This is a genomic window from Rhodococcus sp. WAY2 (assembly GCF_009859915.1).
GTDB classification, from domain to species: domain Bacteria; phylum Actinomycetota; class Actinomycetes; order Mycobacteriales; family Mycobacteriaceae; genus Rhodococcus_F; species Rhodococcus_F oxybenzonivorans.
This window is the reverse complement of sequence record NZ_CP046574.1, coordinates 1-15,727: the sequence shown is the minus strand read 5'-3', so window position 1 is coordinate 15,727 and position 15,727 is coordinate 1. Positions and strand designations below refer to the sequence as shown.

The 15,727-nt window shown below is 67.7% G+C and carries 12 protein-coding genes and 5 pseudogenes; 7 read left to right on the top strand and 10 right to left on the bottom strand.

The window, feature by feature from the left end:
• The first annotated feature begins 163 nt into the window (after positions 1-163).
• From GFS60_RS34630 to GFS60_RS34620, 4 genes and pseudogenes are all read left to right on the top strand, one after another.
• A pseudogene (locus tag GFS60_RS34630) lies at positions 164-780 on the top strand (hypothetical protein).
• A 101-nt stretch (positions 781-881) separates the two neighbouring features.
• Positions 882-1,181, top strand: a pseudogene (locus GFS60_RS38830) (ArsR/SmtB family transcription factor); the annotation flags it as partial.
• 18 nt (positions 1,182-1,199) lie between these two features.
• Positions 1,200-1,685, top strand: coding sequence for an SRPBCC family protein (locus GFS60_RS34625; RefSeq protein ID WP_201453718.1), 486 nt, complete (start codon positions 1,200-1,202; stop codon positions 1,683-1,685).
• Positions 1,685-2,143 (top strand): SRPBCC family protein, encoded by a 459-nt coding sequence (locus GFS60_RS34620; protein WP_159929181.1) that lies wholly within the window; start codon positions 1,685-1,687, stop codon positions 2,141-2,143. Before GFS60_RS34625 ends, GFS60_RS34620 begins: the two co-directional genes overlap by 1 nt.
• Positions 2,144-2,170: 27 nt before the next feature.
• Here GFS60_RS34620 and GFS60_RS34615 read toward each other — a convergent pair whose 3' ends face one another.
• Both GFS60_RS34615 and GFS60_RS34610 read right to left on the bottom strand, forming a co-directional pair.
• Complete coding sequence (locus GFS60_RS34615; RefSeq protein WP_159929179.1) at positions 2,171-3,469, bottom strand: MFS transporter; 1,299 nt, start codon at positions 3,467-3,469, stop codon at positions 2,171-2,173.
• Entirely contained in the window at positions 3,466-4,827 is a 1,362-nt protein-coding gene (locus GFS60_RS34610; RefSeq protein ID WP_128644094.1) for an MBL fold metallo-hydrolase, read from the bottom strand. Before GFS60_RS34610 ends, GFS60_RS34615 begins: the two co-directional genes overlap by 4 nt.
• 89 nt (positions 4,828-4,916) lie before the next feature.
• Between GFS60_RS34610 and GFS60_RS34605 the strand changes: the two genes are divergently transcribed.
• Entirely contained in the window at positions 4,917-5,570 is a 654-nt protein-coding gene (locus GFS60_RS34605) for an ArsR/SmtB family transcription factor (protein ID WP_128644095.1), read from the top strand.
• Between the two features lie 22 nt (positions 5,571-5,592).
• Here GFS60_RS34605 and GFS60_RS34600 read toward each other — a convergent pair.
• The 8 genes and pseudogenes from GFS60_RS34600 to GFS60_RS34565 all read right to left on the bottom strand — a co-directional run bounded on the left by GFS60_RS34600 (position 5,593) and on the right by GFS60_RS34565 (position 12,445).
• Positions 5,593-6,122, bottom strand: a pseudogene (locus GFS60_RS34600) (DinB family protein).
• 386 nt (positions 6,123-6,508) lie between these two features.
• Positions 6,509-7,861, bottom strand: a complete 1,353-nt coding sequence (locus tag GFS60_RS34595; protein WP_128644096.1) for an MBL fold metallo-hydrolase — start codon at positions 7,859-7,861, stop codon at positions 6,509-6,511.
• Between the two features lie 87 nt (positions 7,862-7,948).
• Positions 7,949-8,722 carry a sulfite exporter TauE/SafE family protein gene (locus GFS60_RS34590; RefSeq protein WP_159929176.1) on the bottom strand — a complete coding sequence of 258 codons (774 nt, stop codon included), beginning with the start codon at positions 8,720-8,722 and terminating at the stop codon, positions 7,949-7,951.
• Positions 8,723-8,762: 40 nt separating this feature from the next.
• Positions 8,763-9,176: a DUF302 domain-containing protein gene (locus tag GFS60_RS34585; RefSeq protein ID WP_128644098.1), complete on the bottom strand. Its 414-nt coding sequence runs from the start codon at positions 9,174-9,176 to the stop codon at positions 8,763-8,765.
• Between the two features lie 60 nt (positions 9,177-9,236).
• The gene (locus tag GFS60_RS34580) at positions 9,237-9,485 is read right to left on the bottom strand and encodes a YgaP family membrane protein (protein ID WP_054249023.1); all 249 of its coding nucleotides are present in this window, start codon (positions 9,483-9,485) and stop codon (positions 9,237-9,239) included.
• 46 nt (positions 9,486-9,531) lie between these two features.
• A complete protein-coding gene (locus tag GFS60_RS34575) occupies positions 9,532-9,801 on the bottom strand; it encodes a metal-sensitive transcriptional regulator (protein ID WP_054249022.1) in 270 nt (89 codons plus the stop codon).
• A 95-nt stretch (positions 9,802-9,896) separates the two neighbouring features.
• Complete coding sequence (locus GFS60_RS34570) at positions 9,897-12,053, bottom strand: MMPL family transporter (RefSeq protein ID WP_159929174.1); 2,157 nt, start codon at positions 12,051-12,053, stop codon at positions 9,897-9,899.
• A gap of 76 nt (positions 12,054-12,129) precedes the next feature.
• Positions 12,130-12,445, bottom strand: a pseudogene (locus tag GFS60_RS34565) (rhodanese-like domain-containing protein).
• 377 nt (positions 12,446-12,822) lie between these two features.
• Here GFS60_RS34565 and GFS60_RS34560 point away from each other — a divergent pair.
• Together GFS60_RS34560 and GFS60_RS34555 are read left to right on the top strand one after the other, a co-directional pair.
• Positions 12,823-14,202: an MBL fold metallo-hydrolase gene (locus GFS60_RS34560; protein WP_159929172.1), complete on the top strand. Its 1,380-nt coding sequence runs from the start codon at positions 12,823-12,825 to the stop codon at positions 14,200-14,202.
• A 41-nt stretch (positions 14,203-14,243) separates the two neighbouring features.
• A pseudogene (locus tag GFS60_RS34555) lies at positions 14,244-14,604 on the top strand (thioredoxin family protein).
• Positions 14,605-15,727: the final 1,123 nt, after the last annotated feature.

Sequence of the window (15,727 nt, the reverse complement as noted above, 5' to 3'; positions counted from 1 at the left end):
CGCAATAGTCAACAGCGCGCTCGCCGGGGGTCGACGACTTCCTGGCTGAACTTCCGGTCCCCCATCAACCTGACAGGAATACCTCCTTAGCCTTACCGGTAACACCGGTAACACCGGTAACACCGGTAACAGCGCCGACGAGCCCGGAGAGCGGAGATAACCCATGGTCACCGCCGCACCGATGCTGCCCGGAATGCCCGCGACCACGACGGGTCGCGAAGTCGAGCAACTCGCCCTGATCGGCCAGCCGCAACCGATCCGGGTCCCCGAACGGCTGTGGAGGTCCTGGCTCGACGACCCGCGGTCGTGGCGCGCTTCGAAGCTAAGACCTACCGACGCCCGGGTGGTCGGTGCACGGTGTGGCTCGGCAGTGTCTCGTCCACCGGGCACGGCTCCTTCAGGGCGGCGAGCCTGCCCGGCCCGTCCCGCCGGGGCACCGTGCCCGCCCACCTGTTCGCCTACCAGCTCGAATACGGCATCATCCCGCGGCTCGGGTGGTCCGGCGCCGACGACACGGTGCTGTGTCACCAGTGCGACTTCGCCGGCTGCACCAACCCGCGCACATGCAGCTGGGGACTAACGCCGTCAACCGCACCGAGTACCGACCTGCGCCGCCGCAACCTCGCTAACCCGCTCGCCGATGTCCGCGCCCCCGCCGGGCGCATCCGCGCGGTCGCCGCCGCCATTCGTACCGGACTCGCGCGCGGCGACGATCCCGACAGCATCGAAGAGCGGATCCGGTGTGCCGAAGCCGCCGGTCTGCCTCTCATGCTCTGGTAACCGTCAGCAGCACAACGCCGGACCAGGCCAATCGCCGATTAGCCAAACGGTGCGCGGGACACTGTTGACAACAACTCTTCGTAAGCAGAGACTTACCGTTCGTAGATACTTACCAAGCTGGAGACGAATGGGGCGCCCTCGCTGATCGAACGAGGCGCACGATCCTCGAGCGTCTGGCCGAGGGACCGTGCGCGGTCGGTGAGCTCGCCCGCGAGTTGCCGATCAGCCGGCCAGCGGTTTCGCAGCACCTGAAGGTGCTCAAAGACGCTGGACTGGTCCGTGATCGGGCAGTCGGAACACGCCGCATCTATCACCTCGACCCGGCCGGCATCAGCGTGCTGCGCACCCAGCTCGACCGGTTCTGGGCACAGGCCCTGACCGCATACAAGGACGCGGTCGAACAACCCGCAGGAGAGGTCATGACACAAACACACGCCGAACCGGTGCAACAGCAGATCGTGGTGAACGCAGGGCTCGAGCGCGCGTTCGCGCTGTTCATCGAGCGATTCGATGCGATCAAGCCGCGTGAGCACAACATCATGGCGGTCCCGATCGCCGAGACCGTGTTCGAACCGAGGGTGGGCGGCCACATCTACGACCGCGGAGAAGACGGCACACAATGCCGGTGGGCGCGAGTACTGGCCTATGAGCCGCCGAACCGGGTGGTGTTCAGTTGGGACATCAACGGGCACTGGCAGATCGAGACCGACCCGGACAAGACCAGCGAGGTGGAGGTCCGGTTCATCGCCGAATCCGACAATCGCACCCGGGTCGAGCTCGAGCACCGCAACCTCGAGCGCCACGGCGAGGGTTGGGAAGCGGTCCGCGACGGTGTCGGGCACGACGCCGGGTGGCCACTCTACCTGCAGCGCTACCTCGACGCCGTCGACAGTGAGCAGCGCTGATGGCGCCGATCACGACCAGCATCGACGTCGCCCGCCCACCGGCGCAGGTGTTCGCCTACGTCACCGACCCGACCCGCTTCGTCGAGTGGCAGAAGGGTGTCGTCGGCGGGCACATGGACGGCAGTGGGACCCCGCAGGTCGGTGAGAAATGCCGCACCGCGCGCCGTATCGGTTTCGCCGAACGTTCGGTGACCGCCGAACTCACGCATATCGACCCACCGAGTACGTGGGGTGTGCACGGTGTCGACGGCCCGATCCGGGCGGTCGTGGATGTGACGGTCGATCCGCTCGACTCCGCACATCGCTCCCGGGTGACGATCGCGGTGGACTTCGTAGGCCACGGGATCGGGAAGGTTCTCGTCCCACTGGCTGTGCGCCCGCAGGCCCGCAAGGAGATGCCGCGCAATCTGGCCACGCTCAAGCAGCGTCTGGAGGCGCAACCGGCGCAGCCGAACTAGGCGGCCTACGTCCTCGCCGGATGGGTCTCACCCCTTCGGCGCACGCTCCGTGCTCATGCGGATGGGGTTGGGGTGGGTTTCGTACATGCGGGCCGCGGCGGCGAGGGCGGCGGCGGCGCTGACGGCGGCGGCGCCCCAGACGGCGGCGTGCATGCCCATCAGGTCGGCGACGATGCCGCCGGCGATGGCGCCGACGGCGTAGCCGCTGTCGCGCCAGACCCGGTAGATCCCGACGGCGCGGCCGCGCCAGGCCGGGTGGGCGACGTCGCCGATTACGGCGAGCAGGGTGGGGTAGACCATGGCGGTGCCGGCTCCGAGTAGCACCGTGCCGCCGGCCCACCCGAGGAAGCCGTGGGAGGCGGCGATCAGCGCCAGGGCTGCGGCTTGCAGGGTCATGCCGGCGGTGATCAGGTGCTTGCGGCCGATACGGTCCGACAGGGCGCCGGTGACCAATTGTCCGGCGCCCCACACCCCGGGATAGAGGGCGAACAGCAACCCGATTTGTCCGGCGCTGAGGTCTGCGGTGGCGAACAGCAGGGGGAACAGGCCCCAGGAGAGGCCGAAGTTGAGGTTGTTGACCAGGCCGGCCTGGCTCGCCGAGGACATGGCGGGCTCGGTGAAACTGGTTGCCATGGCGATCTGGCGGTCGGTCAGGTCCGCGTGCAGGTGATCGCGGCGACCGTCCGCGCGGGGGATGTGCTGGGCGGCCTCGAGGCGCGCGTAGTCGCGGGTTTCGTGGATGAACACCCCGGACAGCAGCAGCGCGAGGGCGGTGTAGGCGAGTCCGAGCAGGAACGGGGCGGGCCGTAGCCCGTACTGCTCGGCCAGGTAGCCGGCCATCAGTGAGCTGACGGCGACGGCGCCGTAGCCGGCGGCCTCGTTCAGGCCCATCGCCAGGCCGCGGCGGCGGGGGCCGACCAGGTCGATCTTCATCACCACGGTGGTGGACCAGGTCAGGCCCTGGTTGATGCCGAGGAGCACGTTGGCGGCGACCACCCACCACCAATTGGGGGCCGCGATGAGCATCAACGGGACGGGAATGGCGAACAGCCAGCCCACCAGCAGTACCGGCTTGCGGCCGTAGCGGTCCGACCAGGTCCCGGCGAAGTAGTTGGCGGCGGCCTTGGTGATCCCGAACGCGGCCACATAGGTGAAGATGAATGTGTAACCGGTGAGGGCGAATTCGTTCGCGGCGAGCAGCGGCAGCACGGTCTGCTGCTGGCCGACCATGCCACCGACGAGGGCGTTGACGGCGACGAGCAGGCTGAACTGGGCAAGGTTGGCGCCCAGGCCGAGCCGGATCGGCCGGGGCGCGGGCGTGCTCATGCGCCGGTCTCGAGGGTGCGGCCGGTGGCGGCGGCCCAGTCGTCGGGTCCGCCCTCGAGCACCGTGAGGTTCCGGTGCCCGGCGCGTTCGAGCAGGCTCGCGGCGCCCATCGCGCGTTCGCCGTGCCCGCACATCACCACGGTGGGCTCGCGGGGCAGGTCGTCGACCCGGCCGGGGAGGGCGCCGAGTTCGATGTGGACGGCGCCGGGCAGGTGCCCGGCCAGGTATTCGGGGCGTTGACGGATGTCGAGGACCCGGACATTGCCGACCCCGTCGGGGCCGGTCAGCGCCGTGGCGGCCACCCCCCGTTCGGCGGCGGTCCAGGCGGCGAGGCCGCCGTCGAGTTCGCCGATCAGATTGTCGTACCCGATTTTCAAGCCCTGCCAGACGATCTCGTTCACGTCCTGGTCTCGGTCGCGGACGATGATCAGGGGCCGGTCGGCCGGGGCGAGCCAGCCCAGCCAGCTGGCGAACACCGGCCGCAGCGGGATCGAGAGGGCGCCGGGGATGTGGGCGGCGGCGAAGCGGGCCAGTGGGCGCACGTCGATCAGGGCGGCGCCCTCGGCCAATTGGGCCCGGACGGTGTCGACGGTCAGGGCCGGCAGCACCGGATCGTGGTCGAGTAGCGGGGGACCGACCCGGTTGATCTCGCCGAGCCGGCGGAAGTACGGCGGATAGCTGCCCAGCGACCCCAGCAGTTGGGCGACGAACGCGTCTTCGTCCGGGGCGGCGAGCAACGGGTTGGTGGCGCGCTCGCGGGCGATGGTGCTGGTGCGGTCCGCGCCGGGTGGGGCGGAGCAGAACGAGCCCGCCCCGTGCGTGGGCCAGACCGCGACGTCGCCGGGCAATGCGACGAGGCGCTGCAGCGAGGCGTATTGCTCGCGAGCCAGGACTTCGGTGCGATCAGGGCCGAGCAGGTCGGTCCGCGCGGCCGAACCCACCAGCAGCGAGCCGCCTGTGAACACCCCGACCTCCGTGTCGCCGTCGAGCAGCAGGAACGACAGGTGCTCGTGGGTGTGCCCGGGCGTCATCAGCGCCCGCAACCGCAACCCACCCAGGTCCACCTCGTCGCCGTCGCGCAGCCCGGTGTGGGGGAACTCCCGGTCCCCGGCCGCCGAGGCCAGCACCCGGGTCCCGCCGGTGGCGCCGAGTTGGCGGGCGCCGGAAAGGAAGTCGGCGTGCAGGTGGGTGTCGGCCGCGAACGCCACGGTCAGCCCGCGGCGTGCGGCAGCGGCATGCACCGCCCGCAGGTCCCGGCTGACGTCGACCACCAACGCCCGCCCGTCGCCGAGATCCACGAGGTAGGCAGAGTTGCCGAGCCCCTCGTCGACGAGCGGTACCAGATCGATCCCGGCCATGGCCTTCTCCCTGCCTCGGCGCTGAGGGCATCCCGGGCGGAACACCCGATCCATGTTCTACACTATTCCAAAGATGATTGGAGAATGCCATGGGTGATCGGATCGCGAAGACGGAACTGTTCGACCAATTCGCCCGGGTCGGCAAGGCCCTGGGCAGCGGCAAGCGGCTCGAACTGCTGGATCTGCTCGCCCAGGGCGAACGCACCGTCGACGGCCTCGCCCGCGCCAGCGAGCTGGGGCTGACCACCGCGTCCGCGCATCTGCAGACCCTCAAGCAAGCCAATCTGGTCGCCACCCGCCGCGAGGGCACCAAGGTGTTCTACCGGCTCGCCGGTGCGGATGTGGCGCAGCTGTTCGCGCTGGTCCGCACAGTCGCCAACGAGCACCTGCCCGATGTCGAGGCCGCCCGCACCGCCTACCTGGGTCCGGACACCGACCAGGTCAGCCGGGACGAGCTGCTCGAGCGGGCCCGGTCCGGGAAGGTGACGGTCCTCGATGTGCGTCCCCGCGAGGAATACGAGGCCGGGCACATCCCCGGAGCGGTGTCGATTCCGTTGGACGAGTTGGCCGATCGTCTCGCGGACCTGCCCGAAGATCAGGAGATCGTCGCCTACTGCCGCGGCGCCTACTGCGTGCTCGCGCACGACGCGGTCCGGCTCCTGACCGACCACGACCGGCAGGCATCGCGGCTGACCGACGGCATGCTCGAGTGGCGCCTGGCCGACCTGCCGGTCGCGACCTGAATGTCCCTTCTTCCGGCGATCGTCAGTCGAGGGTGAGCTGCCGCCGGTGGAAGGCGAAATGCTGTGCGGGGCAGCGGTAGAGGTCCTCGAGGGTCATGTAGTCCGCGAAGAACGGATCCCACCGGTCGGGGAAGTGCATGCCGCGCTGCAGGTCGTTCTCGGCCTCTTCCACCAGACTCCGCAGAAGTGAATCGATGACCTTGTCGCATTGCCGCACCATGCGGTGACGGTTGAATACCCGGCCGCTTGGCACGTTCCCCGATAGTTGACCTCGTCGAACAATCGCGTCGAGGCGTTCTGGGCGGCGGCGAAGCGGCAACTGACGCCGTTCGGTAGCCGGCCGAGGATCCGGACCAGGATCAGTAGACGGCGCACCACCATGTAGCCGAACACCATGTGAAACAACAGTTGCTCGTTCGTCCAGCGGGTGCCCGCGGAGGGCCGGTCGAAGCACTCGGAGCTCGCGCCGCCGACCAATCGATGAAACTCAGCCCTCACCCGCTCGAATTCTCCGGCGATCTCCCGTCGGTCTACACGCTTTGACCTCGACATCACTGCCTTCGCCTGCGATCGCCTCAGCACCCTCGGTACGGACCATCTTCCTCCGGCCTCAGCGCCATTGCGATCGACTGCCCAGGTCGCAGCGTCAGCAGATGCTTGAAGCTCTTGATGAGGGATCTTTGAATTTATAGTTCGGGATTCCAGCGCGATCAGCGCCGGGCCCACGACGCGGTCGCCGACATACATCAGAGCGGGGCCGCGACCCTCGCCGTGGCCGTGCTGGTCGGGGGTGCTGCCCGGTGTCATTGGCGTCGGTGCTCGGCGCACAAGGATTCCGGAGGGGCCATGATGCGGACTCATCCATCCGGGTCGAGGCCATGCGGGCGTGAGGATCTCGGCGATCCGTCGTACCCCGGTCACTGCGTGCGCACGGATACCTACGGGGTGCTGGTGATGTCGGTGTCCTTCGCGTTGTCGTACTCGTCGTTGATCAGCACGGTGGTGCGGTCGGGGCGGTCGATCATCGAGGCGGCGATGGAGGATCGGTAGCCGGAGGCGCAGTGCACCCAGATCTCCCCGTCGGGGAGGGTGCCCTGTCGGTCGGCGAGTTCGTGGAGCGGGATGTTGATCGCCCCGTCGATGTGGCTGCTGTCGTATTCGTTGCGTTGGCGTACATCGAGGACGGTGATGTCGTGCTCGGGAAGTCTCTCCGCGAGGGCGGGGAAGTCGGCGACCCGGTAGGACCGCAGTTCGGTGCCGGCGACGAGGGTGTGGATTTCGCCGACCGCGGCACCGGCGAGGTCATCGATGCCGATGCGGACCAGTTCTCGGCGGGCGTCGGTGACCTGGTCTTCGTTTTCGCCGATCAGGGTCAGCGGTGCACCCCACTTGTAGAGCCAGCCGAGGTAGGTCACGAACGAGTCCGACAATTCGAAGCCAAGGGTGCCGCCGAGGTGGCCGGCGGCGAAGGCGGTGCGCTCACGCAGATCCACCACCCATTCCCCGGCCTCGATGCGGCGGCGGAGCTCGTCCGGGTCGACGGGTGCGGGCAGCGACAGGTCGACCGGGGCCGGTCCTTGGGTGTTGACTACGCCCATGTGCGCGTAGTAGGCCGGATACTCGGACAGACCGGCGATCAGTTCCTCGACGTAGCTTTGCTCGTCCTGGGTCAGGGCAGGGTTGGTGGTGCGTTCTTCGCCGATGGTGGAGGAGTCCCCGCTCGCGGGGGTGGCGGCGCAGAAGCTACCGAATCCGTGGGTGGGGTAGACCTTGGTGTCGGCGGGGAGTTCGTCCGCCAAGCGGCGCACCGAGTGGTACTGGGCGTGGGTCAGTTCCCGGGTGTGATCGTTGCCGAGGAGGTCGGTGCGGCCGGTGGTGCCGAAGAGCATCGATCCACCGGTGAAGACTCCGCGGATGCCGCCGGTGGTCTCGCGCAGCACGTAGCTGACGTGGTGGTGGGTGTGGCCGGGGGTGTGCATGACCTGTAGCAGGATGGGTCCGGCGTCGATGACGTCGCCGTCACCGACGGCGCGCCGCTGGTATCCGACGTCGTCACCGGCGGGGACGACGTACTCGGCACCTGTGGTGCGGGAGAGCTCGAGCCCGCCGGTGACGTAGTCGTTGTGGATGTGGGTCTCGAGGACGTGGGTGATCCGCACGCCGCGGTCGTGGGCCAGGGCCAGTACCCGGTCGATGTCGCGTTGCGGGTCGACGACGACGCCGACGGCACCGTCGCTGATCAGGTAACTGCGATCGCCCAGGCTCGAGGTCTCGATGATCGACACGTCCATGACTCGTTTCCTTCCTCACATATTCTCTGGTGTTCGCATACCCGGGAGGGCATAGGTGCAACGGTGTGACGCAAGCCGCCCGCGGCATCAGCGCAGCAAGATCGTGTCGACCAGCACATAGGCGGCGACGGCGAAGACGAGATAGGCGAACCACCGCTGCAGCCGGTCGGTGACGACCTTGGAGCCGAAATGACCGGCGATCAGGGACCCGGCGATGGCAGTGCCCGCGAACGCGGCGGTGATCGCCCAGTCGATGCTCGCGCCGCTCAGGTGCGAGATGAGACCGGCCGCCGAGTTCGCGACGATGATAACCAGCGAGGTGCCGATTGCGACCGACATGTCCAGACCGAGCATCAGCACCAGGGCCGGGATGATCAAGAAGCCGCCGCCGACACCGAACAGGCCGGTCAAAAAGCCCACCGCGACTCCGGCAGGGATGGATCGGGGGGCGCAGCGGCGCCAGTCGATCCCCGAGTCCCCGACCTCGCAGGCGGTGCCGGTGTCACCACGATCCATCAGCATCCGGATCCCGGCGACGACCATCACGGCGGCGAAACCGACCATCACCACCGATTGCGGCAGCAGGCGCCCGACCGCGCTGCCGGCGAAGGTGGCGGGAATGCCGCAGGCGGCGAATACCCCGGCCATGCGCCAATTCACTTGGTGCTCGCGAATTTTCGGGACGGCGCCGGCGAGGGAGGCAATGCCGATCACCAGCAGGGAGATCGGAATGGCCTGTTCGAGGTCGAGACCGAGGCCGAAGACCAGCGCGGGGACGGCCAGAATTGATCCGCCGCCGCCGAGGAGTCCGAGCAGCACGCCGATGATCGCTCCGAGGGCGAGCGCGACGGTCAGAGTCACCGATCCTCCTTTCCGTCAACGGGAATGGGCAGGTGCGGTGTCAGTCCTTCGCTGCGCCCGCGCCCAAGGAGTCGATGGCGGCCTGCAATGCGGCGGTGGCGTCGTCGGCGACCGCCCCGAGCCCGGGTTGGTCGGCGACCTGAACCATCACCTGCGGGTTCATCGCATCGATCAGCACCGCACCCGGATTATTCGGGTCGGCGCGGACGACGACGTTGCACGGCAGCAGCAGCCCGATCTGCCGGTCCACGGTGACCGCGCGATGCGCCAGCGGCGGATTGCAGGCACCGAGGATCAGATAGTCCTCCATGTCCTCATCGAGTTTCTGCTTCAGGGTGGCCTTCATGTCGATTTCGGTGAGGATCCCGAAGCCTTGGTCGGCCAGGGCTTTGCGGGTGCGGTCCACCGCGTCGGCGAACGAGGTGTGCAGGGTGGTCGACAGTGCGAGCGTCATGAGCGTGTGCTGCCCTTCTCTCGGAGAATATGGATGGGATCGGTCGGTCACCTGAGCCGGTCATCGTCCCGATGGGGCGGGACACGGCGCGGCCAGGCGCGGTACGCCGAGGCGGTGCAGCAACAGACTCGCCGGGCACCATCCCACCGCGCCGAACAGCAGCAGGTTGGCGCCGACGAACCCGGTGAGCAGCAGCCACCACGACGAAAAGGCCAGGGTGAGCGCGGCGCTCGCGAGCACCATCGTTCCGGCCAGCAACGGGACCACCCGCTCGATCGTCCAGTCGCGGGCGGGGAGTTCGTCGGTCATGGTCACCTTTCGTCGACGTCGAACGGGAGGTCAGGGTGAACGAGGCTCAGGCGAGGGCGAGGAAGAGCTTCTCGAGTTCGGCCTCGGTCATCGGTTTCTTGCCGTCCTCGGGCTCGCCGGTGAGGCATTCCCGTAGCCCGGTGGCAACGATCTTGAACCCGGCGCGATCCAGGGCGCGGGAGACTGCGGCGAGTTGGGTGACGACGTCCTTGCAGTCGCGTCCCTGCTCGATCATCGAGATCACCCCGGCGAGCTGCCCGTGGGCGCGGCGGAGCCGGTTGAGTACCAATGCAATGCTGTCTTCGTCGCCGACCATGGCGGTTTCCTTTCCTAGACCTTCCACCACTGTACCCCCCGGGGTATCGGTGCGGGGGCGGGTAAGGGGCGCGCCGGCCCGCCTCCGCACCGGCCTCAGTGCGAGAAATTGATCTTCGGCAGGACCTTGCGCAGCCAGGCCGGTGACCACCAGGCGGCGTGCCCGGTCAGGCGCAGCAGTACCGGCAGCAGGATCAGCCGGATCAACACCGCGTCGAGGAGGACGGCGACGCCGAGGATGATGCCCATCTCTTTCGGGGGCAACGGGTCGGCGAGGGCGAAGGTGAAGAATACCGCGACCATCACCGCGGCCGCAGCGAAGATCACCCGTCCCGAATGCGCCAGACCGTCGACGTGCGCGACCTTCGGATCCGCGGAACGTTCGTAGTGTTCCTTCGCGGTGGCCAGCAGGAACACGGTGTAGTCCATGGCGATTGCGAAGATCATCGCGAAGAAGAACACCGGTCCCCACCCGTCGAGGAAGCCCTGGGGGGTGAAGCCGAGCAGACTCGCACCGTGACCGTCCTGGAAGATCAGCTTCGCGACTCCGAATGCGGCGGCGGTCGAGAGCAGGCTGACCACGGTGCCGAGGAGCGCGATCAACGGGGCCTGCAGCGCCACCAGTAGCAGCGCGAACCCCAGGATCAGGATGATGGCGACGATCAGCGGGAGGTAGTCGTTCAGGGCCTGCTGCAGGTCCAGGTTCTCCGCGGGCGCCCCGCCGACCAACGCGTCTGGGGGCAGATCCGCGCGCAGGGTGGCGAGGATAGTGCCCATTCGTGCGTCGGAGGGATCGACGGTCGGCATGGCCTGCAGCATCACGTAGCCACTGCCGTCCGGTGCGGGCTGCGGCGGGGTCACCATGGCGATACCGGCCGTGGCCGCGGCCGCTGCGGCGGTCTCGGCACCCTCGGCGGCGGGGGTGATGATCTGCAGCATGCCCGGTGCGCCCTCGCCCATCTGGGCCTGGACGAGTTCATAGCCCTGGCGGACCGGGGCGTCGGTGGGAACGACCTCGATCGAGGGCATCGCGACCTTCAGTCCGAGCACGGGGATCGACAGCGCGATCAGCACCAGGAGGGAACCGATCGCGAACGGCCACGGGTGACGATGCAGTAGTTCGCCCCAGGCGGCGAACCGCGGCGAACGGTGTGTTTGCCGCTTGGAGTAGGGCAGGGAGCCGGCGTTGACCTTGCCGCCCAGCGCGGCCAGGGCGGCGGGCAGAAGCGTCATCGAGGCCAGCAAGACGAAGAACACCGCGAGCATGATCCCGACGGCCATCGTCCGCACGGCCGGCGCGGGCACGAGGAGAACGGCGGACAGGCTGACCAGCACCGTGATTCCGGACAGGACGACGGCCTTGCCCGCGGTCTCCATGGTTTCGGCCACCGCGGAACGCGGTGAGGAGGCGTGACGGATCGCGTCGCGGAAGCGGGCGACGACGAACAACGCGTAGTCGATACCCAGGGCGAGGGCGAACATCATCGCGAAGTTCATCGCCCACACCGAGATCGGGGTGACCTGGTTGAGCAGCACCAGGCCGCCCGCCGAGGCGACGAGCCCGGCCAGGGTCAACAGCAGCGGCAGCCCGGCGGCGACCAGCGAGCCGAACGCGAGCACCATGATCGCCAACGTCACCGGCCAGGAGAACAATTCGGCCTGAATCATCGCGTCGTGGTTTGCCTTGTTGAAGTCGCTCCACAGTGCGGATGCGCCGGTCGGGTACACCTCGATTCCGTCGCCGGCGAGGGCGGTCAGTTCCGCTTTGTGTTCGTCGACGGCCTTGACCATGTCGTCGGTGCTCGCGTTCGCGCCCGCAATGAGAATGCCGGTGTGCCCGTCCGGGCTGATCGACATTCCCGGCTGCGGTGCGATCACCGCACCGAACCGCGGGTCGCCCGCGAAGACGGTCCCGACGTCGGCCAGGGTCTGCTGCATCTGCGGGCTGTCGATGGTCTGGGTATCCGAGTGCACGACCACCTGCACCGCGGCCGAGGAGTTACCCCCGAAATGCTGCTCCGCGAGCTCACGGACCTGCACCGACTCCGATCCGTTGGCCTGCCACCCGGCACCGGCCAGCGAGCTGAACACCGACGGCGCGGCCGCGCCGAGCGCGACCAGCAGGATCAGCCAGATGGCGAACACCCATTTCGCGTGCCCGGCCATGGCGGCGCCCATGCGGCCGAGCACACCGCCGTTGGTGATCGGCTCGGCCGTCGGGGCGTTGCCGTCCAATGCCGTACTGCGGGTCATACAAGTCCTCCTCGAGGTGATGGCCGAACGAAAGCGCTGGCAGCGCGTATCGGCGAGGTCGGGCGTGAGGGTTTGCTCACGATCCGTCTCCGGTGTCGAGCGGCCGGCCCAGGGCGGCCCAGCCCGAGGTGCCCCCGGCGACCGAGACCGCGCCGCGGCCGGCGGCCTCGACGATGCGGGCCCCCTCCCGGCTGCGGTTACCGGACGCACAAATCACGTAGACGACGTCCCCCCGCGGGAATCTCCGCGGTGTGAGCGGCGAGTTGGCCGAGCGGCATCAACAGCGCACCAGGTACGTGCCCGTCGACGTACTCCCACCGCTCGCGCACATCCACGACGGGAATTCCGTCGGCCCAGCGCACGGCGAATTCACCGAGGTCTACCTCGCGCATATCAAACTCCTTCATACCCTAGGGGGTATCTGTGGCAGCTCGCTCACTGTACCCCAGGGGGTATGCCGGTACGCAAGTGTGCCAGCTGCCCGCGACGTGAGCGAGCAACGGGATGAGGAGGATCCGCGGCGGTTCGGCTCGGCGGTGCAGTCATGGGAACCTCGCGCAGGCGTGCGGATACGGGGCTGGACGGGTGAGGGATCGAATAGGAAAGGGTCAGCGTTTTCGGCCCAGGCGGCCGTCGCGCAGCCATGCGCCGTTTTCGCCCGGCGGCGAATCGAGCGAGGATTGATACCCCAAGGGGTATTTGACATACCCTATGGGGTATATGGCACCATGTTGCTTATACCGAGGACATCGACCCGATGGAGGAACGCATGATTCTCGAGCAGTACTACATCGAGTGCCTGTCGCACGCGTCGTACCTGATCGGTGACGAGAGCGCCGGCCGAGCGGTGGTGGTCGATCCGCGCCGTGACATCGGCGAGTACCTGGACGACGCCGACCAGCACGGGTTGCGAATCGTGGGTGTGATCAACACCCACTTCCACGCGGACTTCGTCTCCGGCCACCTCGAATTGGTCGAGGCAACCGGGGCGTGGATCGGGTTCGGCGAGGCCGCCGAGACCGACTACCCGATCCGCCGCCTACGCGACGGCGAGCGAATCCGCCTCGGCGAGGTCGAGCTCGAGATCCTGTCGACCCCGGGACACACTTGGGAGTCGATCTCGGTACTGGTGCGCGAGCGGGCGGGTGCGACCCCGACCGCGGTGCTGACCGGCGACTCACTGTTCATCGGCGACGTCGGCCGGCCGGACCTGGTCAACCTCGGCCACGGATTCAACAGAGACCTGGCCCGGGCGATGTACCGCACGGTGCACGAGAAGCTGCTGACCTTGCCCGATCGGGTTACCGTCATGCCCGCCCACGGTGCCGGCTCGTCCTGCGGGAAGAACCTTTCGACCGAGCTGACCTCGACTATCGGGGAGCAGCGCGCCACCAATCCGTCGGTGCAGCCGATGAGTGAGGACGTCTTTGTCGCGCTGGTCACCGAGGGCCAACCCGCGGCGCCGTCCTACTTCTCCGTCGACGTCGCGATGAACAAGCGGGTTCATCCTCTCCTCGCCCGAGACCGGGCGATCCCCGAACTCTCGCCACAGCGGGTGCGCGCCGAACTCGTCGCCGGTATCCGGGTGGTCGACGCGCGCAGCGTGGACGACTTCGCAGCAGGGCATCTGCGCGGCTCGGTCAATGTCGGGTTCGACGGCCGGTTCGCCGAAACCGGCGGGATGGTCGCCGAAGTGGGCGAGAAGCTGGTGTTGATCACCTACCCGGGCGAGGAGCAGGACGCGGCAGTTCGGCTGGCGCGGATCGGCTCGGACGATACGATCGGCTACCTCACCGTCGGCCGCGACGGACTCTTTCCCGCCGAGCTGACTGATCTCGTGCAGTCGGCGCGCCGCACCACCATCGACGAGCTCGACGCTCTGCTCACCGCCGATACGGTGACCCTGGTCGACATCCGCAATCCGGGTGAGCGGGAGTTCGGGACGATACCGGGGGCGGTGCCGATCCCGCTGGCGCAGTTGCATACCCGGCTCGAGCAGATACCCACAGGCAAGCCGATCGTGGTGCACTGCGCCGGCGGCTGGCGGTCGAGTGTCGCCGCGTCGCTGCTGCGGGCGCAGGGCTTCGAGACCGTGTCCGACCTGCTCGGCGGCTACAACTCCTGGGCCGAGGCGCACGTCCCCGCTTGATCAGGCCACACGCAGTCCCGATCGACGAAGGAGCCCAACCGATCGCAACGAAAACCTCACCGATCGTGGACTTCGAGTCCACGATCGCCGACAGCGGGCTCGCTGACTTCCGGGCCTCCTGGTGCGGACCCTGCCGCGTCTTCGCCCGGCACTCGAGAAGTCCTCGGCCACGCATCCAGATATCGTGCACGCCAAGGTCGACACCGGAGCCGAGCAGCAACTCGCCGCCATGGCGAACATCCGGTCGATCCCCACCATCATGGCCTTCCGCGAAGGCGTGCTCGTCTACTCCCGGCCGGCGCACTGCCCGCCCTCGACGACCTGATCGGCCAGGTGAAGGCCCTCGACATGGCTCGGGTGCACGCGACGGTCGCCGAACGACGCGCAGTCGCCGGCGCCTGACCCGAACCGTTCACCCGAGCCCCGCACCCGTACCCAGGAGGATCCCCATGTGTTACCCCGTCACCTGCCCGAACTGCGGCAACACCGGATGGGGCGGCTGCGGCCGACACGTCGACACCGTCATGCGCTCCGTGCCTACCGCCGATCGCTGCACCTGCCGTCAGGACACCACCCCGGTCTAGGACCAGCGCCACACCCTGCGTTCATTCTTCCGCCGCTGACCGCCAGCCGAACGGTCGGCTGCGTGAGCCGCGGCAGAGGTTGTCGTTCTCGATGGTTAGCACGTGCAACGCGCGAGCGAACGTTCGGACCAGGACGAGTTCGCCGAGCGCTGGGGCAACGCCTGGAACTCCCACGACCCAACACAGGTTCTCGGCTGCTCACCGACGTTCCCCGAAGGTCTAGGCGTGTTGCAGGCGATGTCGGCCTTGACGGAGTTACCTTCACAGGGTGCCCCACTGCGGACGCGGTTTCCGGAGGTAATTCGGAGTTTCTGTGCCGATGTTTGTTCTCCCAGGCTTTCCAGGCTAGGGGGTGACGGGTCGGTTTTACCGGGTGTGATGGTGCTGTGACCTGGTGTGATGACATGTCCCCGGTTTGTGATGTGGGGTGCCGGGGGAGTGCCGGCGCCGGGGTGTCGGCGGCGCGCCGGTGTCCGGTTCATCCGGTTTGGTGGTGTTTTTGAAATATGCTGATTTACAACATGTTTCGGTAATAGATTGGTGAGTAGGTGTTTACGTGTGTTGTGCACATATGTGAGCTTGTAAGGTTCGGAATCTCTTGTTAATCAACAAGCTTGGGTGTTTCGAGATTTTAGTCTGTTTGGGTTTGGTGGAGGGTGGGGTGGTATGCTGTGGGTATGACATGGAGCGGTGAGGGAAGGCGAGTTGGCGGTGGGTCGGGCGCACCCCCGCTTCCCCAGCCTCGTTGAGGTGTGGGGGACCGGATCGAACGGGACGATGAAAGATGCAGGTGAGAACCTAATCTTGGAAACTCAGAGGAGCGAAGCGACTCGATCGACGGCAACGGGACAGCTCACTGCGAGCCGCGCAGCGGCTCCCTGGCGGGGAGCGAAGCGACTCGCTCCGTCTCCCGGCGCGGAGCGCCGGGAGCAGCGCCGCGG